The organism is Myxococcus stipitatus DSM 14675, assembly GCF_000331735.1.
GTDB lineage: Bacteria > Myxococcota > Myxococcia > Myxococcales > Myxococcaceae > Myxococcus > Myxococcus stipitatus.
Map to the genome: position 1 here is coordinate 6,637,501 of NC_020126.1, position 25,473 is coordinate 6,662,973.

Genomic DNA, 25,473 nt, shown 5'->3' on the forward strand with positions numbered 1-25,473 from the left:
GTCAGCGTCCCACCCACCACCCCGCCGCCCACCGGACCATCACCTTCAGGTCGACTCTTCTACAGAAGCAGTCCCCACTGACTCGGGACTCCACGTTCTTGCGTTCAACGTGGTTCAGAGAACCTTCGCGCATCGCGCGTTGATTCCCCGAAGCTCCTAAAAGAATCCACGGCTGCCTGCTCGTCGCGGGGGGCTTTCGCCGACCGCGCCTCGCCGTGAGGTGGGCGGCTTATCCACCAAGCCATGGAGCGGCGCAAGAAGTTTGCCTCCTGTTTGCTTCTTGGCGTCCGGCCGCCTGCTCGTCAGGTCCCTACGCCGAGCTTCAACCTCGAAAGGTCCACCCGGCCACGCCGGCACCCTTCCGCCACCACCACCGCGCGCAGCTCGCTGTAGGCCCGCTCGAAGTCGTCATTCACGACGACATAGTCGTAAGCGGAGACCCCATGCTCTATCTCGGAGCGGGCCGTCAGCATCCGGCGGCGGATGGTCTCATCGGAGTCCGTCTGACGGTCTCTCAGGCGGCGCTCGAGCTCCTCCATCGAAGGGGGGAGCACGAAGATGAGGACCGCATCCGGGTGCTTTCTCTTGATGGCCTGGCCACCCTGGACATCGATGTCGAAGATGGCCACGCCCCGCTGGGCACGGGCCACGTCGACCGTCGACTGCGGGCTTCCGTAGAAGTGGCCGTGGACCTCCGCCCACTCGACGAACTCGCCTCGCTCGATCTTCGACTGGAAGGTGGCCACGTCCACGAAGTGATAGTCCACCCCCTCCTGCTCCTTGCCCCGAGGACGCCGCGTCGTGACGCTGATGGAGAAGTGCGCCTGGGGCGTCTCCTTGAGCAGCCGACGGGCAAGGGTGGTCTTTCCGGCCCCGGAGGGCGCGGAGAGCACGAGCAGCAGGCCTGGTTGACGGATGGTGGGTTCGCTCATTCGACGTTCTGCACCTGTTCGCGGATGCGCTCGACCTCGGCCTTCATCGAGACCACGCGCGCGGAGATCTCCGCGTGCTGGCTCTTGGAACCGGTCGTGTTCACCTCGCGGTGCATCTCCTGCACAAGGAAATCCATGCGGCGCCCAGTGGGCTCCGTGCTCGCCATCAAGGCGCGGAACTGCTCGAGGTGGCTGGCCAGCCGGGTGACCTCCTCGGCGATGTCCGTCCGCTCCGCGAAGAGCGCCACTTCCTGGGCCAGGCGCTGCGGGTCCACCGCGACGCCTCGGGCCAGCTCCGCGACTCGGTCGGTGAGGCGCTGCTGGTAGTCCTGCACCGCGCGGGGCGCCAGCTGGGCCACCTCGCTGCTCCATTGTTCGAGCAGCTTCAGGCGCGCATCCAGGTCCGCATAGAGGGCCTCACCCTCGATGAGCCGCATCTTCTCCAGCGCCGAGAGCGCCTGGTCCAAGGCCGCAGTCACCGCGGGGGCCGCGGCCTCCGGGTCCACGCCCTTCTCTTCCAGACGAATGACGCCCTGCTGGTTGGCCACCTGGGACCAGGCCACGTCCCCCGAGAGCCCCAGCTCCTGGGCCAGCTCCCGGAACGTGCGCAGGTACTCGCGCGCCAGGTTCAGGTCCACCGTCGGAACCGTCCCCGAGGCCGTGGACGACTGCCGTTTCACCAGCAGCTCCACCGAGCCACGTGCCAGGCGGTCCTTCACCTGCTTCGTGACGCTCGGCTCCAAGGACGCAAGCTCTCGAGGGAGGCGAGCCTTCACCTCGCAGAACTTGTGATTCAACGAGCGCAGCTCGACGGAGACCTCTTCGTCCCCCACGCGCGCACGGCCCGCGCCAAACCCAGTCATGCTCCTCAACATTGGGCGGTTGCTAGGGGCTTTCTGTCCGCAGGTCAAGCAGCGTGCTTGCACGGCTTTCAGTTCTGTGTAGGGTCCGCGCCGCGATGTCCTGGCACAAGCAGCTCGAGTTGTGGGCGAAGCTGGCGCTAGCGCTCGTGGCGTCCGTGCTGTTCTGGCGCCCCGGCCGCAAGCTCCGTCCTGGCAGTTCCATCCCCGTCCCCCGGAAGGTCCTGCTCGTGCGGCCCGACAACCGCGTGGGCGAGGCCCTGCTCACCACCCCTCTTCTTCGGACCCTCAAGGCCCACGTCCACCCCGCCCCCGAGGTCCATGTCCTGGTCCACGCCAAGGTGGCGCGAGTCCTCGCCGGCCATCCGGACGCGGACTCCGTCATCGCCTTCGACCGGCGGCGAATCTGGATGGGCCCCCTGGCCCCCGGCATCCGAGCCCTGCGCCGCGCCGGGTATGACCTGGTCGTGGACTGCGCCAACTGGGAGTCCCCCTCGGTGACGAGCGCCCTCGTCTCTCGACTCGCGGGCCCTCGCGCGGTCGTCATCGGCCCCTCGGTGTGGCCCGTGACGCGCCTGCATTCGCTCTCCGTCCCGGCGCGCGCCGATACCCGCAACGAGGCCGTCCAGCGCACGCACCTGCTCACCCCCGTCACGGGAGGCACCATCGCCCGAGGGCTCTCCTTCCGAGAGCCCTCCATCAGCGAGTCCTTCCGTGCCTTCATGGCCGCGGACGCGTCCACCCCCCGGGCCGTCATCAATCCAGGGGGACGGCTGGGCCCTCGGCGTATCCCCCCCGAGGCGTTCGCCGCCGCCGCCCGCGCCCTGCTCGCGGCGGGCCGTGTTCCCATCGTCACGTGGGGCCCTGGGGAGGAGGAGCTGGCTCGCACCGTGGTCGCCGCGGCGCCGGGAGCACGGCTCGCCCCCGCCACGAACCTGGATGAGCTCGCCGCCCTCATGCGCGACGCGGGCCTCACGGTCTGCAACAACACCGGGCCCATGCACCTGTCGGTGTCCGTCGGGGCTCCGACCCTCGCCTTCTTCCTCCGCATGGACATGGAGCGTTGGGGTCATGCCATCACCCCTCATCGGATGGTCGACCTCACGAGCATCGTCGATGGCGCGGCGGGACAGGGACTCGAGAATCGTGCAGCCGAGGAGGCTCGCTCCTTCGCGGAGCAGCTCACTCGCTAGTTGAGTCCCACCGGCGTCCCAGTTCGGGAAGCAGGTGGGGCACTCCGTCCTCCACGGGCCAGTCACACCGGCAAGACGCGCAGCGCAGCGTCTCCAAGCCCCGCTCTACGTGCACTGACAGGCATCCCTTGCATCGGGGGCACCCCAGCACCGCGAGCAACCCCGAATCCAGCACCGGCATGACCTACTTCGCGCTCTCGCGCCCCAGCCGGCGCGCCAGCTCCGTCGTGCTGTGGTCCTTCGGGTCTCCCGATACCGCCGTGCGCCCGCCGTACGCTCGGACTTCGTCCCCCTCGGGGATGCTCTCCGGCGTGTAGTCCGTGCCCTTCACATGCACGTCCGGCTTCAGCGCCCGGATGATGCCGCGCACGTTGGGCTCGTCGAAGACGATGACACGGTCCGTACACGCAAGCGCCGCGACCAGCTCCGCTCGCTCGCCCTCCGGAATGTGCGGACGCCCGGGTCCCTTGTACGCCCGCGTCGACGCATCCGAGTTCACCGCGACCACCAACACATCCGCCAGCTCGCGGGCCCCTTCGAGATAGCGCACGTGGCCCACGTGCAGCAGGTCGAACACGCCGTTGGCGAGCGCCACCGTGCGCCCCTCGGCCTTCCAGCGGGCGCGTGCTTCGGCCACCTGCTCGAGCGTCTGAATCTTCTCCAAGGTGCTCATCGAGAACTCCGCAGCTCCGCCAACAGCTCGTCCCGAGACACCGTCGCGGTCCCCGGCTTCTGCACCACCATCGACCCCGCCACGTTGGCCAACCGCGCCGCCTCACCGAACGAGGCCCCCGCCGCCACCGACAGCGCGAAGGTCGCAATCACCGTGTCCCCCGCCCCCGTCACGTCCACCGCCGCCTTGGCACCATGCACTGGGATGAAGTCGACACCGCCCTCCGCATCGAAGAGGGCCATGCCGTGACGGCCTCGCGTCACCAACAGCGCGCGGCAATCGAGCCTGCGCAGCGCCTCACGCCCCGCGGCCAGCAAGTCCTCCTCCGAGCGAACCGAGCGCCCCGACAGCGCCTCCAGCTCCGGCTCATTGGGCTTGCACACCGTCAGCCCCGAGAACGAGGGCAGCGCATAACGGCTGTCCACACACACCGGCAGGCCATCCGCCGCCAGCTTCCGGAGGACCTCGCGCACCTCGTCTCCCAGCACTCCCGCGCCGTAGTCCGAGACAACCACCGCGTCCGCGTCCCGGGCTGCTTCCGCCACATGCTTCGCCAGGGCCTTGCGCACTCGGGGCGGCAACGCCGCGTGCTGTCCCCGGTCGAGGCGCAGCATCTGCTGCCTCGTGGTGCTCACGCCTCCGGCGAGGATGCGCGTCTTCGTCTCCGTCGCGAGGCCTCGGCCCCCCACCGCGTGCAGTCGGACGCCTGACTCGGAGAACAGGCGGCGCAGCTCGCCTCCCATCTCATCCGCGCCCAGCACCCCCACGGCCGTCACCTGTCCCGACAACGCTCTCACGTTGGCCGCGACATTCGCCCCACCGCCGAGCTTCACCTCGGCGGACTCGTAGCGGACGATGAGCACCGGGGCCTCTCGGCTCACCCGGTCCGTCTGACCGTAGATGTAGTGGTCTGCAACAAGGTCCCCCACCAACAGCACCCTGCGGCGCGCGAACGCGAGCGGCAGACGGGAGGGCAAGGGCGACGAGCGAACGGGCGAGACCGCGGCCATGGCGGCGGTTTGTCCCACAGCCCTCCCCGTCTCACAAGTCGGCAGACGCGGCCGACAGGCCAAGCGCTCGGTGCAAGTGGCCCTCCCCCTCCACCACCTCCACCCCCAGCCGCACCTTCCACGCCGCGAAACCCGGGGGCAGACGCACCGCGTCCTTCTCGGTCGTCACCACCCGCCCCCCGCACCTCGCGGCCCGGGCCTCCACGTCCCGGAGCTCCTCCGCCGTGAAGCGGTGATGGTCCGGGTAGAGCGCCGCATCGAGGACCTCCACGCCCAACGACTTCAGGGTCTTCAGGAAGCCCCCTGGCCGACCAAGCCCCGCCAACGCCAGGACACCCTGGCCGCGCAGGGCATCCGTCGGATGGAGCCGCCCCTCCGGGTCCACCCAGGCTGATGGGCCATAGCGCGCCCGGACTCGAGGAATCCCCTGGCCCATCGGGACTCGAACCTCCAAGCCACCGCCAGGTGCGGCTTGCACATCGGAGGCGGTCGGCGTGGACGTGCGGACCCACAGCAGGGTCGCCCGTTTCATCGAGGACGCGGGCTCGCGAAGCGGCCCTCGAGGGAGCATGTGGCCATTGCCCAGCCCCACCGCCTCGTCCACCACCACCAGGTCCTCGTCCCGCGCAAGGCGCCGATGCTGGAAACCGTCATCGAGCAGCACCGTGTCCAGTCCGTACTCGTCTCGCGCTCGATAGGCACTCGCGACCCGGTCCGCGCTCACGAAGAGCCTCACACTCGGACAGCGGCTCGCGAGCAACAAGGGCTCATCCCCCGCCTCCTCCACCGAAGGCAACGACTCCGCGCCCACGAAGGTCAGCGCCTCCGTCGAGCGCCTCCCGTAGCCTCGCGTCAGGATGCCCACCTTGCGTCCTGCTCGCACCAACAGCTCCGCGAGGTGAAGCACCGCGGGCGTCTTCCCCGTCCCCCCCACGTTGAGGTTGCCCACGGAGACGACTCTCAGTCCTTCGACCCGCTCCGCGCGCAGCACCCCCAGGTCATACAGCGCCCCTCTCAGGTGCACCGCCGCGGCATAGGTCCACGACAGCGCCGTGAGAGGAGACAACACCATGCGCCGGCTCCATGGCTCGGGCGATGGCGGATAGAAGACCCGCTCGATGGCGGTGGGGGAATCGGTCTTCACCCTCGGGCCCTCGAGTCATGACGCGCTTGGGCGGCCTTGCGGTACAGCGCGAGGACATCCTCGGCGATGCTCGCGTTCGTCGGATGCACCACCGGCGCGCGCTGGCTCGACATCGCGGCATGTACCACCGCCGAAGGCGTGGGTTCCGCCACCCGCACGTCCGCCAGGTCCGGGAGCGCTCCTTCCTCCACCGCGACCACCCGCACGCCACACGCACGAGCCTGGGCCGCCGCTCGCGCGCTCCAGTCGTTCCCCAATCCCAACAACCACACCTCGTCCAACGCCCTCAACCACCGCACGAAGTCTTCGCCCTGTTGGTAGCCGGCGAACACCACCGCGTCCGACAAGCCTCGCGACGCGACAAGCTTCCGCGTCGGCTCCAGCAACTGCCCATCCCCCACCAGGACGAAACGCGCCTCCGGCCGCTGCTGGCGATAGAGCGCGAATGCCTCCACCCCCACCTCATGCCGACGCGAGGGCTGGAAGGTGGAGACCATGCCCACGACGGGCGCGCCCTTCAGACCCAGCTCGCGACGCAGCGCCTCACGGTCCTCGGTGGGGTGGAAGCGCGGGTCCACCAGCGCCGGAAGGACCTGCGCCAGCTTCCCCTGCTCCAACAACCGAGGCAGCAGCGAGCTCGCCGGCACCGTGTAGCCATCCGCCGCGGGCAGCGAGGACCGCAGCGAGCGCGGTGCGTGCAGGGAGCGCACGACCACCGTGTCCCCGCTCGGCCGACCCCATCTCGCGAGGAAGTGGTCGTGACTGAAGTGCGAATGCACCACGTCCACCGACCTTGCTCGCAGCCGAGACCAATCCCTCAACACGCCCCATGGCGGCGACTTCACGGACAACTCGAGGCCCCCTTCGTCCAACAGGCCCAGCTCGCGAAGACGCGGCACCGCGGGCTCTTCCGCGGGGACATCCTTGCGCCGACGGTCCACCGCCACCGTCACCTCGTGGCCCGCCTCCCGCTGCGCCAACGCGAGCAGCCCCACGTTCTCCGCCGGTCCGCTGTAGAAGGGGCTCGCCAGCAAGTGCAGGATGCGCATCCGGTCACCGCCCCACGAGCGTGCGGTACAGCGAGTCCAGCGCGTGAGCCTCGTGCTCCACGCCGCACCGCCGCCGCGCCTCCTCCGCCGCGTTGCGCCCCACTTCTCGCGCTCGCTCCGGCTCGCGCATCAACATGTCCAAGAGTTCGCGCAGCGCCTTCGCGTCCCCCGGCTCGAAGAAGAAGCCCGTGCGCCCGTGCTCGATGAGCGTGTCCAGGTACGGCAGCTTCGACGCCACCACACAGCAACCAGACGCCATCGCCTCCACGTGCACCAGCGAATACCCCTCCACGTAGGACGGATGCACCAGCACGGTCAGCCCTTGGTACCAAGGCTCGATGACCGACTGCTCTCCGACGAGCGACACCCGGTCTTCAATGCCCGCACGCAGGCCGTTGATCCATTCCAGGTCCGAGCCCTTCGCCAATCCCACCAGCACCGACTGCCACTCGGGATACCCGGGTAGGAGCGGACGCACCGCCTCCAGGAAGTCACCCTGCCCCTTCTCCTTCCGGACCCGGCCGATGACGCCCACCCCGAAGCGGCGCCCCTGCCCCAGCTTCTCCCACGCCTTCGCGCGGTCCTCTGGTGGATGGAAGCGCTTCAGGTCGATGCCATGCGAGATGACCGTCGACGGCAGCCCCATCACCTCCGCCACCTGCCGCGTCAGCGAGACCAGGGCGTCGGCGCCTCGCGCGAGGAAACGCGTGAAGCCGCTGGGCTCCATCGACGTGTGCCTCGTGAAGACCAGCCGCACCTGCCTCCCCACGAGCTTCAACAACATGCCCGCGAGGAGCTCGTTGTTCCGATGCGCGTGCCACACCACGGGCTCCTGACGCGAGCGGCGCAACAGCTCCGGCCAGGTGATTCGCGGCAGGTCCTCACTCAGCGCCGAACCCATGACTCGCGTCTCCGAGCCCAGGTCCTTCACCAACGAGGGAACCACCGACTCGACGTGGCGCGTGACGCCCGTGTAGCGCTTGTGGAAGTGCGGGTGGATGATGAGTGTCATCGCGGCGTGGGCCTTCCATGAGGGAAGAGCGTCGTCATCGCCTCCGCGTTCCGGTCGCTCGCACCCGAGATTCGTCCCACCGTCTCCAAGGCCAGGGCTCCCAGCTCCGTGATGCGGCCTGGGTCCTCCAGCAGCTCCACGAGCCTCGTGTGCAGCGCCTCCGCGTCCGCCACCTGCAGTCCTCCGTGTCCCGAAAGCACCGTCACACTGTCTCGGAAGTTGTCCATGTGCGGACCGAACAACACCGGCCGCCCCTGCCCCGCGGGCTCCAGGATGTTCTGCCCGCCCCGCTTCGTGAACGAGCCCCCCACGAAGACCACCGTCGCCAGGCGATACGCTCGCGACAGCTCGCCGATGGTGTCCAGCACCACCACCTGCGCCCGCTCGGGATTGCCCTGCGAGCGAAGGCCCACGCGCAGCCCCGCCTCGCGCGCCAGTGACACCACGCGCGCCGCCCGGTCCACATACCGGGGTGCAATCACCAGCCGCAGCTCCGGCCACCGCGAGAGCAGCCGCGCATAGACGCCCAACAGGGTGTCCTCCTCGCCCTCGTGCGTGCTGCCAGCAATCCAGACCGTCGCGCCCACCGGGAGCCCGAGCGCCTCGCGCAGCGCACCGTCCTCCGCCGCGGGCCCCGAGGCCAGGGAGTCGAACTTCGTGTTCCCCGTCACCTTCACCCAGTCAGGCTGCGCGCCCAGGCTTCGTGCTCGCTCCGCTTCGTCCTCCGTCCGCATCAACATCAGGTCGAAGTCCTTCAGCGGATTGCCGATGAGCCGGAACAACCACCGGTAACGCCCCAGGTTCGCTGGGGAGAAGCGCCCGTTGGTCATCACCACGCGCGCGCCGCCTCGCTTCGCCGCGCGGATGAGGTTGGGCCAGACCTCCGTGTACTCGAGCACCAGGATGTCCGGACGAATCGCCTTCACGGCCCTGCGCGTCGCGCCCCACAGGTCGTACGGCACATACACCACGCCGTCGATGTCCTTCGCGAGCCGGCCCGTGGCCATCGCGTGGCCACTGTCGGTCATCGTCGACAGGATGAGCTGGCATCCGGGGAAGCGAGCCCGCAGCGGACCGAACATCGGGGAGAGCGCGAGCAGGTCTCCCGCGCTCGCGCCATGCAACCACACCACGGGCCCGTCACCTCGCTGGGGCAGCGCACCTCGCGCATAGAACCCCAGCCGCTGCCACAGGCCATGGCGCGTCTTCCGGTACAGGCACAGCACCGGGAAGAGCAGCGGGAAGAGAAGATACGTGGCGAGAATGTAGAGGAGTCGCATGGACGGCTCCCCGGCCCTCTATCAGATGCCAGGGCCCCTAGGCAGTACACGCACGGGGCTCGGCACAATCCAGGGCCGCCACTCCGACCCGAAGAAACGCCCAGGCGCCTGAACCCACACCTCCACGCGCACCACACCCTCTCCCGTCAGCTCCACGGACGTCCCGTCCTGCCCCAACCGACCCGCTCCCCACACCTCGACGCGCACCCGCTCCGGGTCGGGGATGCCCGGGATGTGCACCTCGAGCACGTCTCCCACACGGGCCTCCCGGCGCTCGGCGTCCATGCCTTCCATCGTGAAGCCCTCCGGCTCCCCCAGCGCCCGGAACGCACAGACGGAGGTCCCCCCCCGCAGCGCATACGTCACGAGGTTCGCCGCTGCTTTCGCATCCTCGGGCAGCGGCCAGGCCACGATGTCCGGTGGCAGATACATCGCGAGGGACCGGAACACGGACTCGTAGGACGGCAGGCCGTGGGCGTCGTGCGCGCAGAACGCAACCTTCGACTCCTCGCGCGACAGCTCCATGAAGCGCTCTCCGGGTCCAGGCTCCGGCGCGACGAGCACCATCACCCCATGCATCGGCTTCGCCAGATAGGCGCCCACGGCGGGCAAGAGCCGGCTCATCGGGTGACTCATCGCATGGCGGAAGAACGTGTCCGCCGAGTACAGCTCGAAGCCCTCCGCTTCATGCGCGCTTGCCTCGTCCGTCCACGGGTTGTGGCGCTGCACGGGATGCGCGAGGACGGCCATGCCTTGCGCCGCGTGGACCGCTCGAACGGCGTCGCTCGCGGGCATCCACCGCTTCATGCCTTCCAACGGTTGATACATGCCGAACGCCACCAGGTGACCCGCCGAGGTGGAGATCTCCACGGCTGGAATCAGCAGGACCCCCTCGACCCACGTGGGGGGTGGGGGAGCGAAGTCGTTGTGGTCGGTCAGCACCACGAAGTCGAGGCCCGCCGCCTTCGCCGCGCGCGCCACTTCCAGGGGACTGCCGTGCCCATCCGAGCGCGTGGTGTGGACGTGAAAGGCCCCTCGCGCCCACCTCGGCTGGCCCTCCTTCGGGAGGACCACCGGATACTCCGTCAGCGAAGCCGGCACCGTGAAGAAACCACAGATGCCCAGCACCAACAGGACGAGCCCCAACACCGCTCGCACGCCCTTGCCCATGGCCTTCCGGAGCCACCCACTGCCTTGCTTCATGGGTCCATTCCTCGCATCGCGAAACCGAGGCGGACCCTACGAAGCATCGGGCCCGATGTCCGGGCTGTCGTCCTCTCGCACCTCACGCCGCGCCTCGCTCGGCGGGGCCCTCCGTCTGCATCCGCCACAGCGCCGCGTAGCGTCCGCCCTTCTGGAGCAGCTCCGCGTGAGTGCCGCTCTCCACCGCCCTGCCCGCCTCCATGACGTGGAGCACGTCCGCGCTCACCACGGTGGACAGCCGGTGCGCGATGACCAACGCCGTGCGCCCCGGGAGCACCATCGCCAGCGCGGCCTGCACCTCGCGCTCGCTCTCCGGGTCCAGGCTGCTCGTCGCCTCGTCCAGCACCAGGACCTGGGCGCGCGCGAGCACCGCTCTCGCGATGCACAACCGCTGACGCTGCCCCCCGCTCAACGTCACACCCCGCTCGCCGATGCGGGTGTCGTAGCCCTGGGGAAGCCCTCGGATGAAGCCGTCCGCGTTCGCGACCTTCGCCGCCGCCTCCACCTCCTCACGCGTCGCGTCCGGTCGCGCGTAGCGAAGGTTCTCCAGCACCGACCCCTGGAACAACAGCGGCTCCTGCGTCACCAGCGCGAACTGCTGACGAAGGCTCGCGGCCGTGTACCGGTCCACGTCCACCCCATCCAGCGTCATCCGGCCCGACTGGGGACGCTCGAAGCGAAGGAGCAGCGACGTCACCGTGCTCTTGCCTCCACCGCTTCCTCCCACCAGCGCCGTCACCTGCCCCGCCTTCAACTCCAACGTCACCCCGTCCAACGCCGGGCGCTCGCCATACGCGAAGCGCACGTCCTCCAGGCGCAGCGCATGCGCCAACGGCGGAGCCGGCACCGCGTCCGGCGCATCCGCCACCGGATGCGTCAAGTCCAGCAGCGCGAACAGCCGCTCCCCCGCCGCCCCCGCCTGCATCGCGAACTGCGTCACCCGCCCCAGGTCCTTCACCGGCTGGTACACCAGGATGACCGCGGTCAGCAGCGAGAGCAGCGCCTCCGGCTCCATCAGCCGCGTGCTCGCCGCGAAGGCCAACGCCCCCGCCAACGCCGCGGCCGCGAGGACTTCCATCACCCCTGGCACCGCGCCTCGAGCCCAGGCCGCACCCACCACGGCCTCCTCATGCGCCTTCGCGTGCGACGCGAACCGCGCCAATTCCGCCTCCTGCCCGTTGAAGGCTTGAATCGTCCGAAGCCCTCCCAACCCCTCGTGGAGCTGGCCCGCCAGGTGCCCCAGCTGCGTCTGCCCCTCGCGCGTCCCCTTCAACACCTTGCGCGTCAGCCGGGACGCGGGCAGCGCCGCGAGCGGAATCACCACCAGCATCAGCCCGCCCAGCAGCGGACTCATCGACAGCGCCACCCCCGCGAGGATGAGCACCTGGAGGCTGTCCCGCAGGTACGAGCCCACCGTGTACATCGCCGCCGTCTCCACCGCGGTGACGTCCGCCGAGAACCGGCTGAGCAGGTCCCCCTGCCGCTCCCTCGCGAGCTGCGCGGGCGACAGCGAGGTGAGCTTCAAGAAGAGCTCCCGCCGCACGTCCTTCACCACCCGCTGCGCGAACAACCCCATGAAGTAGAACTGGCCCAGGTACCCCACGCCCTTCACCGCGCCCACCACCACCATCACCAGCGGGAAGCCCCAGAGCGCCGCGTCGCGCGGCAGGTCTCCCAGCCAGGGCACCCGGTTCGCGCCGGCGAAGCCCTGCTCGCCTCCCGACAACAGGAAGCGCAGCGCGGGGCCCGTGAGGTACGCGTACGCCCCCGTCGTCAGGCCCACCAACGCCATGCATACGAATGCCACCACGAGCACCGCCACATGCGGGCGCGTGTAACGCAACAGTCGCCAGAGTGTCCGCCGCATTTCCCTACCGTCCCACCTTGCGCAGGGCCGCCTTCGCGAGCTGTGAGTACGGGTTGTACTCCAGCACCTTCAGCAGCTTCTTCCGCGCCAGCGGCGCGTCCCCCAGGTCCATGTCGATGATGGCCGCGATGATGTGCAGCCGCTCCACATACGGCCCCAGGGACAACGCCTTCTTCAACACCTTCTGCGCCTTCTGTGCACGCTGAACCAGCGGGCCGCCCGCTCCCTGGTACGTCGCCCAGGCAAGGAAGGCGTAGTACTCCGGCTCGCTGGGATTGAGCGACACCGACTCCTCGAAGGCCTTCATCGCCGTCACGAAGTCGCGCCGCTTCAGCGAGGACTCGCCCCGGCGCAGCGCAATCTCCGCGTCCACCACCACCGCCGTGTTGCGCCCCACGTCCAGCTTGCTGAACAGGTACTGGAGATACGCCTTGCGCTTCTCCTCCACGCTCAACACCCGGTACGACGCGGACAGCTTCTCCTGCACCGAGTCCAACAAGTCCCGCAGGTCCGAGAGGTCGAACTCGGCATACGTGTCCGGGTGGAAGCGCATCGCCGTCTCGTGGTACGCGCGCTCCACCGCCTCCGCGTCCGCGGCGATATCCAACCCCAGGCTGCCGAAGTAGCTCCGGGTGATGATGCGCACCGCCTCCTCGCGCAGCGACGCCGCCGTCTCCACCGGCAACGACTTGCGCTTGCGAGGACCAATCCGGTCCGGCACCACCACCGCCGACAGCATGTCCGTCCCCGTCGCCACCGGCGTCGCGGAGAACGTCACCCCGCCCGTCAGCTTCAGGAACCACAGCAGCGAGTACGCCGCGCGCAGCTCGCCCCGCCCGTGCGCCAGCAGCTCCTTCAAGACGATGCGGCCATTGACCTGCATCGCGATCTTGATGTCGTCCGTGTCCAGCGCCATCGCCTGCATGTCGCGGCCGAACTCCGGCGAGCGGACCGGGTACTCGCCCAGGTGCGCCCGGAGTGACGCCGCCATCACCTTCAGCGGGAACCCCTTGCGCGCGCCCTCCAGGACCTGTGCCAACGGAGGCAGGTCCACCGAGGCCACCTCCGACGTGTACTCGTCGCCGGAGTAGAAGGCATAGCGGCCCTCGCGCATCCCCAGCACCCGCGCCAGCTTGTCTCGCGTGTAGTCGCGCAGCAGCTGCGAGAGTTCCTCGCCCACCGCCTCCACGCCCGCGTCCGCCAGCGCCGCGCCGATGCGCAACCCGGAGGCCAGCGCCTCCACCACCCGCTCCGCCTGCGCCTGCGTGGCCAGCTTGCGCTCCACCAGGTAGCGCGGCAGCGAGTCCTCCTTCGCCGTCGAGTCGAAGTTCACCGGCCCGCCGCGCAGGAAGTACACGCGCCGGCTCAGCCCCCGGTGCGCCACCACCAGCACGCCGTCTCGCCGCAGGCGGTAGATGGAGTGCAGGAGGCCGGGCAACGGATAGCCCCTCAGCTCGCCACTGTTCACCGCCGGACGCGACAGCGTGGCCGCGAGCCCCGTCAGCGGCACGGCCTGCGCCGCGCGCACCAGCGACTCCAACCGAGGCACCAGCTCGCCGGGCTTGAGCGGGTCCGCCACGTAGGCGTTCACCTTGAGGTCCAGCACGGAGCCCACGCCCCGCGCCCGGCCCAGGTGCCCCTTGTCGATGGCGACGATGGGCACTCGCGCACCCTGGCTGTGGCCTCGGATGTGGTGGACCACGTGCGCACCGTCCAGGCGGGGCAGGTCCACCGACAACACCATCACATCCGGATTGTCCGCCGCGAAATGCTCCAGCACCGCGATGGGGTCATTCACCGCGCGCACGGAATACCCGGCCTGGGAGAGCAGGCCCCTCAGGTGTTCGAGCGTGGGAGGATGGCTCTCGGCGAGCAGAAGCGTCTTCAAGGGTAGCGCAGTCTACACCTTCACCCCGGCTTGCATCAGGGTACGATGCGCCCCCTTCTCATGACGCCACCGCCCCGCATTCTCGTCGTGGCCGGCGAGGCCTCTGGCGACTCCCACGCCGCCGACCTCGTCGCAGCCCTGCAGGCCCGCCGCCCGGACCTCTCCTTCTTCGGCATGGGAGGCTCGCGACTCGCCGCCACCGGCGTCGAGCTGCTCTTCGACGCTCGCGAAGTGTCCGTCATGGGCATCACCGAGGTGCTCCCTCGCATCCCGCGAATCCTTCAAATCATGAAGGGGCTGGCCCAGGCCGCCGCGGAGCGCCGCCCCGTGGCCGCCATCCTCGTCGACATCCCGGACTTCAACCTGCGCCTGGCCAAGAAGCTCAAGGCCCTGGGAATCCCCGTCGCCTATTACATCTCGCCCATGATCTGGGCCTGGCGCCGAGGCCGGGTCCACACCATCAAGCGGCTGGTGGACCGGATGCTCTGCATCCTCCCCTTCGAGGAGGACTTCTACCGCGAGGCCGGCGTGAGCGCCCGCTACGTGGGCAGCCCCGTCGTGGAGCAGATTCCCGCCCCCGACAGCGCCGTCGCGTTCCGCACACAGTTGGGGCTCAAGCCGGATGCCCCCACCCTGGCGCTGCTCCCGGGCAGCCGCATGAGCGAGATTCGCAGGCTCCTGCCCACCATGGTGGACACGGCCAGGACGTTGTCCGCTGAACGCCCCGGCCTCCAGGTCGTCGTCCCCGTGGCCCCCACCATCGCCCGGGAGGAGGTCCTCTCCCGCTTCGAGGGCAGCGGAGTGACCCCCATCCTCATCGAGGGCCGGGCGCCGGAGGTCGTCGGCGCCAGCGACGCCGCGGTGGTCGCCTCTGGAACGGCCGCGTTGGAAGCCGGACTGATGCAGCGTCCGCTCGTCGTCATCTACCGCGTGTCGCTCATCACGTACTGGGTGGGGAGGATGATGCTGCAGGTGGCCTTCGTGTCACTCGTCAACCTGCTGGCCGGCCGGCGCGTGGTGCCGGAGCTCATCCAGGGGGAGGCCACCCCCGAGCGCATCGCGGAGGAGGTCCGCCGTGTGTGGACCCCGGGAACCCCGCGAGACGAGATGCTCAAGGGACTGGCGGAGGTCCGGGGGAGGCTGGGCGAGACCGGGGCCGCCGCCCGGGCGGCCGAGTCGGTCATGGAGCTACTGCCCCCGCGCGCCATTTAGGGTATGTCCGCCCGGACATGAACCCTGCGCTGGTCTGCATCCCCACCTACAACGAGCGGGAGAACATCGAGGCCATCACCCTGGCGGTGCTCAAGGCCGACCCGCGCGTCGACATCCTCATCGTCGACGACAACTCGCCCGACGGCACGGGGCAGCTCGCCGACGCGCTCGCGGCCCAGGACCCTCGGGTGCGCGTGCTGCACCGCGAGAAGAAGGAAGGCCTGGGGCGCGCGTACCTGGCCGCGTTCCGCTGGGCCCTGGAGCAGGGCTACACGTACATCATGGAGATGGACGCTGACTTCAGCCATGACCCCCGCTACGTGACGGGCATGCTGGACGCGGCCGAGGTGGGCTCGGACCTGGTGCTCGGCTCGCGCTATGTCACGGGCGGCGGCACGGTGAACTGGGGCGTCGGCCGGCAGGTCATCAGCCGGGGCGGCAGCCTGTATGCCCGGACGATTCTGGGCGTGGGCGTGCGCGACTTGACTGGGGGCTTCAAGTGCTTCCACCGGCGGGTGCTGGAGTCCATCGACCTGGATGCCGTACACAGCACCGGGTACGCATTCCAAATCGAGCTCACCTACCGCACGCTCAAGCGCGGCTTCACCGTGCGCGAGGTCCCCATCATCTTCGAGGACCGCCGGGTGGGACACTCCAAGATGAACAAGAAGATTTTCGCCGAGGCGCTCACCATGGTGTGGAAGCTGCGCCTCACGGTGTAGCCCGGAAGGTCGTGCGGCGATGACGGTCTACCTGACGCAATTCCTGGTGGCCTTGCCGGCCATCTTCTTCGTGGTGGACCCCATCGGGGTGGTGCCCCTGTTCCTGGCGATGACGGCCGGGGACACGAAGGAGAAGGTCCGCAGCACGGCCCTGCGCGCCTGTCTGGTGGCGGGCGGGCTGATGACCTTCTTCGCCCTGTTCGGCACCATCATCTTCAAGGTGTTCGGCGTGTCGCTGGGCGCCTTCCGCGTCGCGGGCGGCATCCTGCTGCTGATCACGGCGCTGGACATGCTCCGGGCCCGCCCCTCCGAGACGCGCACCTCCCCCACCGAGGAGCGCGAAGGCGCGGTGAAGGAAGACGTGGCCATCGTCCCGCTGGCCATCCCACTGCTGGCAGGCCCCGGCGGCATCGCCACCGCCATGGTGCTGGTGGCCCGGGGCAACACGATGACGGGCACCCTGCCGGTGCTCGCGGCCATCATCCTCACCTTCGTCGCCAGCTACTTCATCCTGCGCGCCTCGGGCCTCGTGCAGCGGGTGCTGCGTCAGTCCGGCGTCGCCATCGTCGAGCGGGTGATGGGCCTCATCCTCGCCGCCATCGCCGTGCAGTTCATGGCCGACGGCGCCAAGGAGCTCCTGAAGTAGCTCACGTCCCAGCGACCCAGGCGGGCCCCGCGCGCCGGAGCGTCCCCTGGGGCTGGCCCTCCAGCGTGAGCTCATCGGGCCCCGAGCGGCGCGCGTCGTAGGCGTAGCCGCCCTCCTGGACCTCCTGGAGGTACACCACCACCGCGTCCAGCACCGACTCCTGGACGACCTGGAAGGTGGCGTCGCCGCAGCGGGGCTCATCCCCTTCGAAGAAGCGCTCCAGCATGGCCTGCTCGGGCCGGCGGACGTACACCCGCACCGGCGTGGGCTCGTTGCGGCCCAGGGAGGCAATCTCCTCCACCATCCGAGAGGGCGTGGGTTCCTTCAGCACGGATTGAATCAGGCTGCACTTGTCCGCCTCCACCTCCCGCCGCTCGGCGAGCGGCGCTTGATGCGCGCAGCCCGCCCCCGCCAGGAGCGCGACACCCATCGCGCCCCAGGCCCACCGCTGGAATCGGTCCATCCCTGCCTCCTCACGACGCTTCATCCACCCGCTACAGCTTCCTCCACCGCGGGGAGAAGGGCGCTCGAGGCAGCACCGGGTCCTCCACCGCGATGATGTATTCGGCCCGGCGGTTGCCCGCTTCCGCCGTCTCGTCCGGAGTCCGCACGGCTGGCGACTCCTCACCCAATCCCTCGTAGAAGATGGGGACCTTCAACCCGCGCTGACGGAAGGCCGCGGCGAGACTCCGCGCCCGCTTGAGCGACAGCTCCCGGTTGTCCTTCGAGTCCCCCACCGTGTCCGTGTGCCCGAGCACGAAGAGGCGAACCGCCGCGAAGCGTCCGTATTTCGCAAGCGCTTCCGCAATCAACGCATGGCTCCTGTCCAGCTTGCCTCGCTCGGCCGCGGGAATGTCCGCGCGCCCCGAGGCGAAGCCCACCTCTTCGTGGGGAATGTCCATGCGCCACGGGAAGAGGTCCACACCCGTGTAGAAGTCCGATGTGTCGAAGGCCCGGAGGGAAATCTTCATCACCCGGCCCTCGGCGGGTGGCCAGCTCACTCCCAGCGGCGTGCCCGCCCGCTCGCCCTTGAAGGGCACCTCGCCCTCGAAGGCCTTCTTCCCCGTGTCCATCAGCACGGTGAGCTCCACGCGGCCCGCGGGACGCGAGAGCAGGAAGGAGAGCTTGCGCCCCGCGACGTCCACGTCCTCCGGGCGCACCTCCAACCGCAGCGGCCCGTTGAGCTCCGTGTCGAAGGAAAGCGGCATGCTGGCTGCCTCGGCGTCGGGGAAGCGCACCACCAGCTCGCCCTCGTAGTGGAAGCGGCCCTCGGGCTGCTCCAGCTCGATGCGACGGGTGATGCCTGGCTTCCCCCCGCCCTTCATCTCGACCACCTTCCCATCCCCGCGCTTCAGCTTCAGCTCGAAGCCAGCAATGGGCTCGTCGATGTGCACGAGCAATGCCGGGAGCTTCTCGCCCACCGCGGCACGGCCCTCCAGGGACACCCGGATGGCTTCGGCGAACGCGGGCAGCGGCGACGAGACGGCAAGACACAGCAGCAGGACCAGGCGGGCATTCATGGCGCGGCGTCGGCCTCCGGCTTCGCGGGGCACGCGGCGACGGCGCCCCGGCTGGGTGGATTCCACCGCGACAGGGTAGGCCGGTGCTCCGTGCGAGGAAATGCTTCGCGAGCAAGACGCGGCGGCGCGCGACGACATCCCCCCGCCACGCCCCACCTCTCGGGCGGCCGGGGAGGCATGCACCGGCCCGGGTCCCCCGCCCTTCCGGGCCGGACTCAGGGAACGCCGATGAGGGTGATTCCCGAGTCCTTGGCGGCGGCGAACAGCGCGGGCGCGTCCAGCAGCACCGTGCGGCCCGCCTCCAGCGCGAGGACCTTGGCCCCGACTTCGTTCATCACTTCCAGCGTGCGGGGTCCCGCCGCCGGCAGGTCGAAGCGCAGGTCCTGGTGGGGCTTGCAGCGCTTCACCACCACCGCGCCCGCGCCTCCCAGCTTGCCGCCTCGGCGGATGGCCTCGTCCGTGCCCTCCACCGCCTCGAGCGCCAGGACGTGCCCCTGGTGCACCACCACCGTCTGGCCCACGTCCGCCTGGCCCAGCAGCACCGCCACCTCGCGCCCCAGCGCCACGTCCTTCTCCTGCGCCTCGCTCAGCACCGGGCCCGCCAGGTGACCAGGCGGACAGAGCACCTCACCCAGGTAGTCCGTGGGGGCGATGATGGTGACGCCGCGCGACTCGAAGTCCGCGGCCACCGCGCGCAGGAGCGCGTCATCCCGGAAGCTGCGCAGGCGGGAGATGATGCGGACGGCGCCCAGGTCCGGCCGAGCGTCCGTCAGCGCCTTCACATGGCTGATGCCACCCGCCATGGCCGCCTGCTTCACGCCCGCGGAGATGAAGGCCTTCTGGATGCGGTTCACCTGGCCGACACGGACCCAGGTCAGCGCGCCCACCTCGGAGGCCAGCGCCGGGTCCGTCTCTCCCTTGTGCGCCACGGCGATGACTTCCAGTCCCCGAGCCCGCGCGGCGCGAGCGAAGAGGAAGGGAAGCTGGCCATTGCCCGCGATGAGACCAATCTTGCCGTCTGGCGGCGCGCTGCTCTCCATGTCCGCAGACTAGCGCGTCAGGCCGCGCTTGCTCTGCGCGATGAAGCTCACGAGGTGGTCCACCTCGGGGTGTCCCGCCAGCTCAGCGCGCAGCCGCGCCAGCGCCTCCTGCAGCCCCAGCTTGGAGCGGAACAGGATGCGGTGGGCTTCCTTCACGCGCTCGATCTGCTCCTTGGAGTAGCCGCCGCGCTCCAGGCCCACGGTGTTGAGCCCCACCAGCTCCGCGCGGTCTCCCTGCGCCGTGGCGTACGGCGGGATGTCCATGGTCACCATGGCGCCGCCGGAGATGAAGGAGAAGCGGCCCAGGCGGGTGAACTGATGCACCGCCGCCAGGCCGCTGATGATGACGTGGTCTTCCATCTCCACGTGGCCCGCCAGCGCGGACCCGTTGCCGATGCGACAGCCGTTGCCGACGATGCAGTCGTGGGCCACGTGGCTGTTGGCCATCAAGAGGGTGCCATGGCCGATGCGCGTGGCGCCGCCCCCACCGACAGTGCCCTTGTGCAGCGTGACGAACTCGCGCACCTGGTTGTCGTCACCCAGCGTGAGCTCGGTGTCTTCCCCCGCATACTTCAAGTCCTGCGGGTCCGCCCCGATGGAGGCGAACTGGAAGATGCGGTTGCGCGCACCGATCGTCGTGCGGCCCTCGATGACGACGTGAGGCCCCACGCGGGAGCCTTCGCCAATCGTCACCTGCGGTCCAATCACCGAGTACGGTCCGACCTGGACCGACTCGTGTAGACGCGCATCGGGATGAACCACCGCGGTGGGATGAACCTGAGCCATGTCGTCTCCTCTGCCTCTCGAGCTCGCGGTCAGGACGCCGCGCTCTCTTCCGCCCCAGCGTCCTTGTCCACCACCGTGGCCAGGAACTCGCCTTCGGCGACCTTCACGCCATCCACGGTCGCCGTGCCCTTCGTCTTCCAGACCGCGCCCTTGTGGCGCAGCACCTCGATGAGCAGCTGCACCCGGTCTCCCGGCACCACCGGCTTGCGGAAGCGCGCGCCATCCACGCCCATCAGGTAGGTCACCTTCTGGGAGGGGTCCATGTTCTCGCTCTTGTACGCGAGAATCGCGGACGCCTGGGCCAGCGCCTCCAGGATGAGCACTCCCGGCATCACCGGGTGCCCCGGGAAGTGGCCGTTGAAGAAGGGCTCGTTGATGGTGACGTTCTTGAAGGCCGTGATTTTCTGGCCCGGAACAATCTCCACCACCCGGTCGATGAGGAGGAACGGGTACCGGTGCGGCAGCAAGTTCTGGATTTCTCGGATGTCCATCACTCCCCCTTCTCCTTCTCCAGCAGCTCCACCCTGCGGCGCAGGGCTCGCATTTCCTTGAGCAGGTCGGCCACCTGGTTCACCGCCGCGCTGGCGCGGAGCCACTCGCGATGGGGAACGGCCGGAGAGCCACTCACCACCTGGCCATCCGGGACGTCATGGGCCACGCCGGACTGCGCGCCCACCTTCGCCATGTCGCCCACGCGGATGTGGCCCACCACACCCACCTGGCCCGCCAGCACCACGCCCATGCCAATCTCCGCCGAGCCGGACACACCGGCCTGGGCGCAGATGAGGCTCAGCGCGCCAATCTTCACGTTGTGCGCCACCTGCACCAGGTTGTCGACCTTGGTGCCGCGGCCCACCACCGTCTCGCCGACCGTCGCGCGGTCGATGCAGGAGCAGGCGCCCAGCTCGACGTCGTCCTCGATGCGGACGATGCCCACCTGGGGAATCTTGTAGTGCTCCGGCCCCGCTTCGCCTTCCGGATTGAACGCGAAGCCAAAGCCATCCGCGCCCACCACGGAGGCGGAGTGGAGGATGCACCGCGAGCCCACGATGCAACCCTCGCGCACCGTCACGTTGGGGTGCAGGACACTGTCCTCGCCCACCTCGGCGTGCTCGCCCAGATAGGCGCCCGGGAACAGCACCGAGCGAGCCCCCACCTTGGCGCCGGCCTCGACGGTGGCGCCCGCCATCACCGTGGCTTCCGGATGGACGGTGGCTTCGGGGTGGACCCACGCGCCAGGGCGGATGCCCGGCGCGGGCCGAGGGCTGGGGTGGAACAGGCGCAGCAGCTTGGCGTAGGCCAGGTGCGGATTGGACACCCGCACGAGCGCGACGCCGTCGCGAGGAGGCACGTCCGCGCCGATGAGGACCGCCGAGGCACGGGTGGCCTCGAACTGGCGGCGATAGCGCGTGTTTCCGTAGAAAGACACGTCTCCCGGGCCGGCTTCCTCGAGCCCGTTGAGTCCGTGGATGAGTTGCTCAGAGTCACCGAGAAGCTCTCCCCCGACATGGGCGGCGAGCTCCCCGAGCCGACGAGGTGCGGGGGAGGTCTTCACGTGGCGCGGTCTACTTGGTCGGGGCGTCCTTCGCCGCCGTCTTCTTGGAGCTGTTGTACGCCCGGATGACTTCGTTGGAGATGTCGTACTGGGCCTTCGCGAAGACGATGCCCGAGTCGCGCTTCTCCAGCACGAGGCCCAGGTCGTCCCGCTGCGCGATGGACGCCACCACCTGGTCAATCTTGTTGATGATGGGCTCCATCTCCTGGCGCTCCTTGTTGGCGGCCTCGGCGCGGCTCTTCTCCCACTTCTGGGCGAGCGTCATCACCTTGCGCTGCAGCTCCGCCTCCTTCTGGCCCCGGACGTCGGCGGCCATGGCGCTCGCCTGCTTGTCCAGCGCCTCCTTCTCGGCGCGGAGGGCGGACTGCTCCTTGTCGATCTCCTTCTGCTTGTCCTCCAGCCACTTCTGGAGGCGGGTCTTGGCGGCCTTGCCGTCATCCACCTCGAGAAGGACCCGCTGAAGGTCCACGTAGGCGACCTTCATCTCCGCGGCCGAAGAGGCCACCGGCAGGGCAAGCGACAGGACGGCGGCCATGGCCGCGACAGTGGTGCGAAGCGACATGTTCAACAGCTCCTCAGGGAAGGGTACAGGGTCCGACGTCAGACGCCCGGGCTTGTTCAACCCTTCCCGCCAGGGCGGGGCCGGGACGACAGGGCGACGGCTTATCAGAAGAAGTTGCCGATAGTGAACTCGAACAGAATCCGTTCGTCTTCCGGCCGCCTGGTGAGCGGGATGCCCCACTCGAAGCGAAGGGGGCCGATCGGGCTGAACCAGCGGAAGCCGAAGCCCGCCGAGTGGAAGAGGCCGAGTGGCAGCTTGTCCTGCTTGTCCTCGAAGAAGCGCTCGTTGGAGGCGTACGCGTTGCCCGCGTCGTAGAAGAGCACGCCGCGCAGGCCGGCCTTCTCGAAGATGGGGAACTCGAGCTCGAAGTTGAAGACGAGCTGCTTGTTGCCGCCGACGAGGAAGTCCGTGACGGTGGCGTCCGGGCTGCTCGAGCGAGGCACCTTCTGGGTCGGGCTGATGCTGCGCAGGAAGTAGCCACGGACGCTGTTGATACCACCCACGTAGTACTGCTCGGAGATGGGCAGCGGCTTGTCCGCGTCGAGCTGCTGGATGTAGCCCAAGGAGGCGTTCGTCTTGAAGACGAAGCCCAGCGGCATCGGGAAGTACAGGCGCGAGGTCGCGGTGTAGCGGTTGAAGAGGAACGTGCCGCCAAGGAAGTCCGGGGCGAACTCCACCGAGCCGACATGGTAGAAGCCGCGCGACGGGAACAGGCGGTTGTCGCGGCGGTCGAAGGAGAGTGACAGCCGCGCCGCGCTGGTGGTGCCCGACTTGAACTGGTTGGCCAACAGCACCGCGCCCAGGTTCGAGCCCGCCTCCACGTTCACCCACTCACGGGTGTAGCCGATGGTGCCCAGCAGGTCGTCGATGAACTGGTAGCCGATGGAGACGGTTCCACCGGTGGAGTTGCGGATGAAGCCTTCGTAGTCCGCCTGGACGCGGAAGAACTCCGCGGACAGCAGGTAGTTCGTGTCCAGGAAGTACGGGTCGTAGAACGACAGCTGCACCAGCGAGCGCAGGCTGGAGATCTGCGCGGACGCGGAGACGCTCTGGCCCCAGCCCAGGAAGTTGTTCTGGGAGATCTGCGCCGTGAAGATGAAGTTCTCCACGTTGGAGAAGCCCAGGCCCACCTGGAAGGTACCGGTGGCCTTCTCCTTCACCTCCACCTGGAGGACGATGGTGTCGTCGGTGCTGCCCGGGCGCTGGGTGATCTCCACCGTCTCGAAGTAGCCCAGGGCGGTGACGCGCTCCTTGCTCCGGCGCACGCCCGTGCCGCTGTAGAGCTCGCCTTCGTACACGCGCAGCTCGCGGCGGATGACCTTGTCGCGCGTCTTCGTGTTGCCGCTGACGTCGATGCGCTCGATGGTGACCTGCGGGCCCTTCTGCACATCGAAGGTCAGGTCCACCGTGCGGTTGTCCGCGTTGACGCTGGTGACGGGGTTGATGTTCGCGTACGCGTAGCCGCGGTCGTAATACACGTCCGACAGGCCCAGGATGTCCTGCGACAGCTGCGAGCGGTTGAAGCGGTCCTTGGAGCGGGACCGCATCAGCCCCATCATCTGCTCCTTGGAGACGTCGGGGAGCAGGTCACCCGCGATGTCGATCTTCCCGATGTCGTACGGCTCGCCCTCGGTGATGCGCAGGGTGATGTAGATGTAGCGCTTGTCCGCGGAGAGCTGGACCGTGGGCTTGTCGATCTTGACGTTGATGAAACCGCGGTCGTAGTAGGCGATCTGGATGACGGCCAGGTCGCGCTGGAAGGCGTCCTCGCGGTACGTGCCCTCGCCCGTGAAGAAGGAGAAGAAGCCTCCCTCGCGGGTGATCATCGTCTCCTTGAGCTCCGACGCGGTGACCTTCTCCGCGCCGATGAGGGTGATCTGCTTCACCATCACCTTGGCGTGCTCGTTGATGACGATGACGACGTCGACGCTCCCACTGCCCTCGGCGGAGGGTTTGATTTCGTGGGAGACCTCGGCGAGGAAGAAGCCCTTCTCCACGTACTTGGCCTGGATCTTCTTCACCGTGTTGCGCACGGTCTCCAGGTCCAGAATCGTGTTGGCCTTGACCTCGATGTCGTCCTTGAAGTCGTCCTTGTTGAGCTCCTCGTTGCCCTTGAGCGAGACGGAGCGGACCACGGGCCGCTCCTCCACCCGGACGACGTAGGCGATGCCACGAGGCATTCGCTGCCGGAGCAGCTCCACGTTCTGGAAGTACCCCAGGGCCCACACGGCCCGGAGGTCTTCCGAGCTGCGGGCGGGGTCCCAAGGCTGACCCACCTTGGTGCGCAGGGCGCGGCGGATGGCCTCGGCCTCCACGCGCTTGTTGCCCTCGACTCGAATCTCCACCACCCGGTTCGCCTCTTCCTCCGACGAGGCAGGGGCTTCTTCAACGGGGGCGTCCGAGGGGCGCTCGGGCTCTTGGGGAGTGGGCGCGGGAGTGCTCGGAGATGGGGCCTGAGAAGGCGCACCCCCGTTCACCTGTGCCCGGACGGGGCCAGGCACGAGCGACCACAGGACGACCGCTATCAGCGGGAGCAGTGACTTGCGCGACAGAACGGGGTGCCTCAAGGGGAGACCGGCCGGGAAAAGGCGGGGCAATGTACGGGAAGGGGCGCGACGCCCTCAATCCAAAAGCGCGGAGCCATCAAGCCTCCGACACCTGCCCGCCGGCCAGCCGCAGGCGGCGGGGCATGGAACGGGCCAGGGTCTCATTGTGGGTGACCACCACGGCGGTGATGCCCAGCTCCCGGTTGACGTCCCGGAGGAGCTGGTGGATGCCCTCGCCGGTGGCCGGGTCCAGGTTGCCCGTCGGCTCGTCGGCGAGGAGGACAGCGGGCTTGAGCACCAGGGCGCGGGCCAGGGCCACCCGCTGGGCTTCACCACCGGACAGTTCCCCTGGCCTGTGGTCTACCCGCTGCCCCAATCCCACCCGCTCCAGCAGCTCCCGGGCGTAGGCGTAGGCCCCGGTGCGCTCCCGGCGCTGGATGAGGGCGGGCATGGCCACGTTCTCCAGGGCGGTGAACTCCGGCAGGAGGTAGTGGCTCTGGAAGACGAAGCCGATGGTGCGGTTGCGGAACTCGGCGATTTCCGCGTCGTTCATGGCGAAGACGGAGCGGCCCTCGAAGAAGACCTCGCCCGCGGCGGGGGCATCCAGGGTGCCCAGCACGTGCAAGAAGGTGCTCTTGCCAGCGCCGGAGGCGCCCACCAGGGACACGAGCTCTCCCTTGGCGATATCGAGCGACACGGAGCGCAGGATGTCGATGCGCTTTCCGTGCAGGAAGTAGCTCTTGAAGACGTTGCGGATGGACAACAGCGTCATG

The 25,473-nt window shown here is 68.9% G+C and carries 25 protein-coding genes; 4 read left to right on the forward strand and 21 right to left on the reverse strand.

Annotated features, from left to right (window positions below):
• Window positions 1-302: 302 nt before the first annotated feature.
• Window positions 303-932, reverse strand: coding sequence for a guanylate kinase (gmk, locus tag MYSTI_RS25590; RefSeq protein ID WP_015350700.1), 630 nt, complete (start codon window positions 930-932; stop codon window positions 303-305).
• Window positions 929-1,807, reverse strand: a complete 879-nt coding sequence (locus tag MYSTI_RS25595) for a YicC/YloC family endoribonuclease (protein ID WP_044281360.1) — start codon at window positions 1,805-1,807, stop codon at window positions 929-931. Before MYSTI_RS25595 ends, gmk begins: the two co-directional genes overlap by 4 nt.
• Window positions 1,808-1,890: 83 nt before the next feature.
• Here MYSTI_RS25595 and MYSTI_RS25600 point away from each other — a divergent pair, with 83 nt between their 5' ends.
• Entirely contained in the window at window positions 1,891-2,985 is a 1,095-nt protein-coding gene (locus tag MYSTI_RS25600) for a glycosyltransferase family 9 protein (protein ID WP_015350702.1), read from the forward strand.
• On the opposite strand, the gene MYSTI_RS45570 is transcribed toward MYSTI_RS25600, so the two are convergent.
• The 10 genes from MYSTI_RS45570 to MYSTI_RS25645 all read right to left on the reverse strand — a co-directional run bounded on the left by MYSTI_RS45570 (window position 2,975) and on the right by MYSTI_RS25645 (window position 14,111).
• Window positions 2,975-3,166 carry a Trm112 family protein gene (locus MYSTI_RS45570; RefSeq protein ID WP_015350703.1) on the reverse strand — a complete coding sequence of 64 codons (192 nt, stop codon included), beginning with the start codon at window positions 3,164-3,166 and terminating at the stop codon, window positions 2,975-2,977. The genes MYSTI_RS25600 and MYSTI_RS45570 overlap by 11 nt on opposite strands.
• A gap of 3 nt (window positions 3,167-3,169) precedes the next feature.
• Window positions 3,170-3,658 carry an adenylyltransferase/cytidyltransferase family protein gene (locus tag MYSTI_RS25605; protein ID WP_015350704.1) on the reverse strand — a complete coding sequence of 163 codons (489 nt, stop codon included), beginning with the start codon at window positions 3,656-3,658 and terminating at the stop codon, window positions 3,170-3,172.
• The gene (locus MYSTI_RS25610; RefSeq protein ID WP_044281362.1) at window positions 3,655-4,668 is read right to left on the reverse strand and encodes a bifunctional heptose 7-phosphate kinase/heptose 1-phosphate adenyltransferase; all 1,014 of its coding nucleotides are present in this window, start codon (window positions 4,666-4,668) and stop codon (window positions 3,655-3,657) included. Before MYSTI_RS25610 ends, MYSTI_RS25605 begins: the two co-directional genes overlap by 4 nt.
• Before the next feature lie 31 nt (window positions 4,669-4,699).
• Window positions 4,700-5,812 (reverse strand): tetraacyldisaccharide 4'-kinase, encoded by a 1,113-nt coding sequence (lpxK, locus tag MYSTI_RS25615; protein ID WP_015350706.1) that lies wholly within the window; start codon window positions 5,810-5,812, stop codon window positions 4,700-4,702.
• A complete protein-coding gene (locus MYSTI_RS25620; RefSeq protein WP_015350707.1) occupies window positions 5,809-6,861 on the reverse strand; it encodes a glycosyltransferase in 1,053 nt (350 codons plus the stop codon). Before MYSTI_RS25620 ends, lpxK begins: the two co-directional genes overlap by 4 nt.
• 4 nt (window positions 6,862-6,865) lie before the next feature.
• Window positions 6,866-7,873, reverse strand: coding sequence for a glycosyltransferase family 4 protein (locus MYSTI_RS25625; protein WP_015350708.1), 1,008 nt, complete (start codon window positions 7,871-7,873; stop codon window positions 6,866-6,868).
• Window positions 7,870-9,153: a 3-deoxy-D-manno-octulosonic acid transferase gene (locus tag MYSTI_RS25630; protein WP_015350709.1), complete on the reverse strand. Its 1,284-nt coding sequence runs from the start codon at window positions 9,151-9,153 to the stop codon at window positions 7,870-7,872. Before MYSTI_RS25630 ends, MYSTI_RS25625 begins: the two co-directional genes overlap by 4 nt.
• Window positions 9,154-9,174: 21 nt before the next feature.
• Window positions 9,175-10,356: a PHP domain-containing protein gene (locus tag MYSTI_RS25635; protein WP_015350710.1), complete on the reverse strand. Its 1,182-nt coding sequence runs from the start codon at window positions 10,354-10,356 to the stop codon at window positions 9,175-9,177.
• An 82-nt stretch (window positions 10,357-10,438) separates the two neighbouring features.
• Window positions 10,439-12,223, reverse strand: coding sequence for an ABC transporter ATP-binding protein (locus MYSTI_RS25640; RefSeq protein WP_015350711.1), 1,785 nt, complete (start codon window positions 12,221-12,223; stop codon window positions 10,439-10,441).
• 4 nt (window positions 12,224-12,227) lie between these two features.
• Window positions 12,228-14,111: a DUF4388 domain-containing protein gene (locus MYSTI_RS25645; RefSeq protein ID WP_015350712.1), complete on the reverse strand. Its 1,884-nt coding sequence runs from the start codon at window positions 14,109-14,111 to the stop codon at window positions 12,228-12,230.
• 60 nt (window positions 14,112-14,171) lie between these two features.
• On the opposite strand from MYSTI_RS25645, the gene lpxB reads away from it, so the two are divergent.
• Genes lpxB through MYSTI_RS25660 form a run of 3 tightly spaced genes read left to right on the forward strand, consistent with a single transcriptional unit; the run spans window position 14,172 to window position 16,691 of the window.
• Window positions 14,172-15,323 (forward strand): lipid-A-disaccharide synthase, encoded by a 1,152-nt coding sequence (lpxB, locus tag MYSTI_RS25650; protein WP_044281364.1) that lies wholly within the window; start codon window positions 14,172-14,174, stop codon window positions 15,321-15,323.
• Window positions 15,324-15,340: 17 nt separating this feature from the next.
• Window positions 15,341-16,045, forward strand: coding sequence for a polyprenol monophosphomannose synthase (locus tag MYSTI_RS25655; protein WP_015350714.1), 705 nt, complete (start codon window positions 15,341-15,343; stop codon window positions 16,043-16,045).
• Window positions 16,046-16,064: 19 nt separating this feature from the next.
• Window positions 16,065-16,691: a MarC family protein gene (locus MYSTI_RS25660; protein WP_015350715.1), complete on the forward strand. Its 627-nt coding sequence runs from the start codon at window positions 16,065-16,067 to the stop codon at window positions 16,689-16,691.
• 1 nt (window position 16,692) lies between these two features.
• Here the strand turns inward: MYSTI_RS25660 and MYSTI_RS25665 are convergent, their stop codons facing one another.
• The 9 genes from MYSTI_RS25665 to MYSTI_RS25705 all read right to left on the reverse strand — a co-directional run bounded on the left by MYSTI_RS25665 (window position 16,693) and on the right by MYSTI_RS25705 (window position 25,472).
• A complete protein-coding gene (locus MYSTI_RS25665; RefSeq protein ID WP_015350716.1) occupies window positions 16,693-17,154 on the reverse strand; it encodes a hypothetical protein in 462 nt (153 codons plus the stop codon).
• Between the two features lie 31 nt (window positions 17,155-17,185).
• Window positions 17,186-18,211, reverse strand: coding sequence for an OmpA family protein (locus tag MYSTI_RS25670; protein WP_015350717.1), 1,026 nt, complete (start codon window positions 18,209-18,211; stop codon window positions 17,186-17,188).
• A 215-nt stretch (window positions 18,212-18,426) separates the two neighbouring features.
• On the reverse strand, window positions 18,427-19,251 hold the full coding sequence (locus tag MYSTI_RS25675; protein WP_015350718.1) for an LpxI family protein: 825 nt from the start codon (window positions 19,249-19,251) through the stop codon (window positions 18,427-18,429).
• 9 nt (window positions 19,252-19,260) lie between these two features.
• Complete coding sequence (gene lpxA, locus MYSTI_RS25680; RefSeq protein ID WP_015350719.1) at window positions 19,261-20,037, reverse strand: acyl-ACP--UDP-N-acetylglucosamine O-acyltransferase; 777 nt, start codon at window positions 20,035-20,037, stop codon at window positions 19,261-19,263.
• Window positions 20,038-20,066: 29 nt separating this feature from the next.
• A complete protein-coding gene (gene fabZ, locus MYSTI_RS25685; RefSeq protein ID WP_015350720.1) occupies window positions 20,067-20,528 on the reverse strand; it encodes a 3-hydroxyacyl-ACP dehydratase FabZ in 462 nt (153 codons plus the stop codon).
• Complete coding sequence (gene lpxD, locus MYSTI_RS25690; RefSeq protein ID WP_015350721.1) at window positions 20,528-21,592, reverse strand: UDP-3-O-(3-hydroxymyristoyl)glucosamine N-acyltransferase; 1,065 nt, start codon at window positions 21,590-21,592, stop codon at window positions 20,528-20,530. Before lpxD ends, fabZ begins: the two co-directional genes overlap by 1 nt.
• A gap of 10 nt (window positions 21,593-21,602) precedes the next feature.
• Entirely contained in the window at window positions 21,603-22,154 is a 552-nt protein-coding gene (locus MYSTI_RS25695; RefSeq protein WP_015350722.1) for an OmpH/Skp family outer membrane protein, read from the reverse strand.
• A gap of 104 nt (window positions 22,155-22,258) precedes the next feature.
• Window positions 22,259-24,655: an outer membrane protein assembly factor BamA gene (gene bamA / locus MYSTI_RS25700; protein WP_420811506.1), complete on the reverse strand. Its 2,397-nt coding sequence runs from the start codon at window positions 24,653-24,655 to the stop codon at window positions 22,259-22,261.
• Window positions 24,656-24,797: 142 nt separating this feature from the next.
• Complete coding sequence (locus tag MYSTI_RS25705) at window positions 24,798-25,472, reverse strand: ABC transporter ATP-binding protein (RefSeq protein ID WP_015350724.1); 675 nt, start codon at window positions 25,470-25,472, stop codon at window positions 24,798-24,800.
• Window position 25,473 lies beyond the last annotated feature (1 nt).

Excerpts from the sequence above, each read along its gene's own strand:
- gmk (WP_015350700.1), bottom strand. The coding sequence starts at position 932 with ATGAGCGAACCCACCATCCGTCAACCAGGCCTGCTGCTCGTGCTCTCC.
- MYSTI_RS25595 (WP_044281360.1), bottom strand. The coding sequence starts at position 1,807 with ATGTTGAGGAGCATGACTGGGTTTGGCGCGGGCCGTGCGCGCGTGGGG.
- MYSTI_RS25600 (WP_015350702.1), top strand. The coding sequence starts at position 1,891 with ATGTCCTGGCACAAGCAGCTCGAGTTGTGGGCGAAGCTGGCGCTAGCG.
- MYSTI_RS45570 (WP_015350703.1), bottom strand. The coding sequence starts at position 3,166 with ATGCCGGTGCTGGATTCGGGGTTGCTCGCGGTGCTGGGGTGCCCCCGA.
- MYSTI_RS25605 (WP_015350704.1), bottom strand. The coding sequence starts at position 3,658 with ATGAGCACCTTGGAGAAGATTCAGACGCTCGAGCAGGTGGCCGAAGCA.
- MYSTI_RS25610 (WP_044281362.1), bottom strand. The coding sequence starts at position 4,668 with ATGGCCGCGGTCTCGCCCGTTCGCTCGTCGCCCTTGCCCTCCCGTCTG.
- MYSTI_RS25620 (WP_015350707.1), bottom strand. The coding sequence starts at position 6,861 with ATGCGCATCCTGCACTTGCTGGCGAGCCCCTTCTACAGCGGACCGGCG.
- MYSTI_RS25625 (WP_015350708.1), bottom strand. The coding sequence starts at position 7,873 with ATGACACTCATCATCCACCCGCACTTCCACAAGCGCTACACGGGCGTC.
- MYSTI_RS25630 (WP_015350709.1), bottom strand. The coding sequence starts at position 9,153 with ATGCGACTCCTCTACATTCTCGCCACGTATCTTCTCTTCCCGCTGCTC.
- MYSTI_RS25635 (WP_015350710.1), bottom strand. The coding sequence starts at position 10,356 with ATGAAGCAAGGCAGTGGGTGGCTCCGGAAGGCCATGGGCAAGGGCGTG.
- MYSTI_RS25640 (WP_015350711.1), bottom strand. The coding sequence starts at position 12,223 with ATGCGGCGGACACTCTGGCGACTGTTGCGTTACACGCGCCCGCATGTG.
- lpxB (WP_044281364.1), top strand. The coding sequence starts at position 14,172 with ATGACGCCACCGCCCCGCATTCTCGTCGTGGCCGGCGAGGCCTCTGGC.
- MYSTI_RS25655 (WP_015350714.1), top strand. The coding sequence starts at position 15,341 with ATGAACCCTGCGCTGGTCTGCATCCCCACCTACAACGAGCGGGAGAAC.
- MYSTI_RS25660 (WP_015350715.1), top strand. The coding sequence starts at position 16,065 with ATGACGGTCTACCTGACGCAATTCCTGGTGGCCTTGCCGGCCATCTTC.
- MYSTI_RS25665 (WP_015350716.1), bottom strand. The coding sequence starts at position 17,154 with ATGGACCGATTCCAGCGGTGGGCCTGGGGCGCGATGGGTGTCGCGCTC.
- MYSTI_RS25670 (WP_015350717.1), bottom strand. The coding sequence starts at position 18,211 with ATGAATGCCCGCCTGGTCCTGCTGCTGTGTCTTGCCGTCTCGTCGCCG.
- MYSTI_RS25675 (WP_015350718.1), bottom strand. The coding sequence starts at position 19,251 with ATGGAGAGCAGCGCGCCGCCAGACGGCAAGATTGGTCTCATCGCGGGC.
- lpxA (WP_015350719.1), bottom strand. The coding sequence starts at position 20,037 with ATGGCTCAGGTTCATCCCACCGCGGTGGTTCATCCCGATGCGCGTCTA.
- fabZ (WP_015350720.1), bottom strand. The coding sequence starts at position 20,528 with ATGGACATCCGAGAAATCCAGAACTTGCTGCCGCACCGGTACCCGTTC.
- MYSTI_RS25695 (WP_015350722.1), bottom strand. The coding sequence starts at position 22,154 with ATGTCGCTTCGCACCACTGTCGCGGCCATGGCCGCCGTCCTGTCGCTT.
- MYSTI_RS25705 (WP_015350724.1), bottom strand. The coding sequence starts at position 25,472 with ATGACGCTGTTGTCCATCCGCAACGTCTTCAAGAGCTACTTCCTGCAC.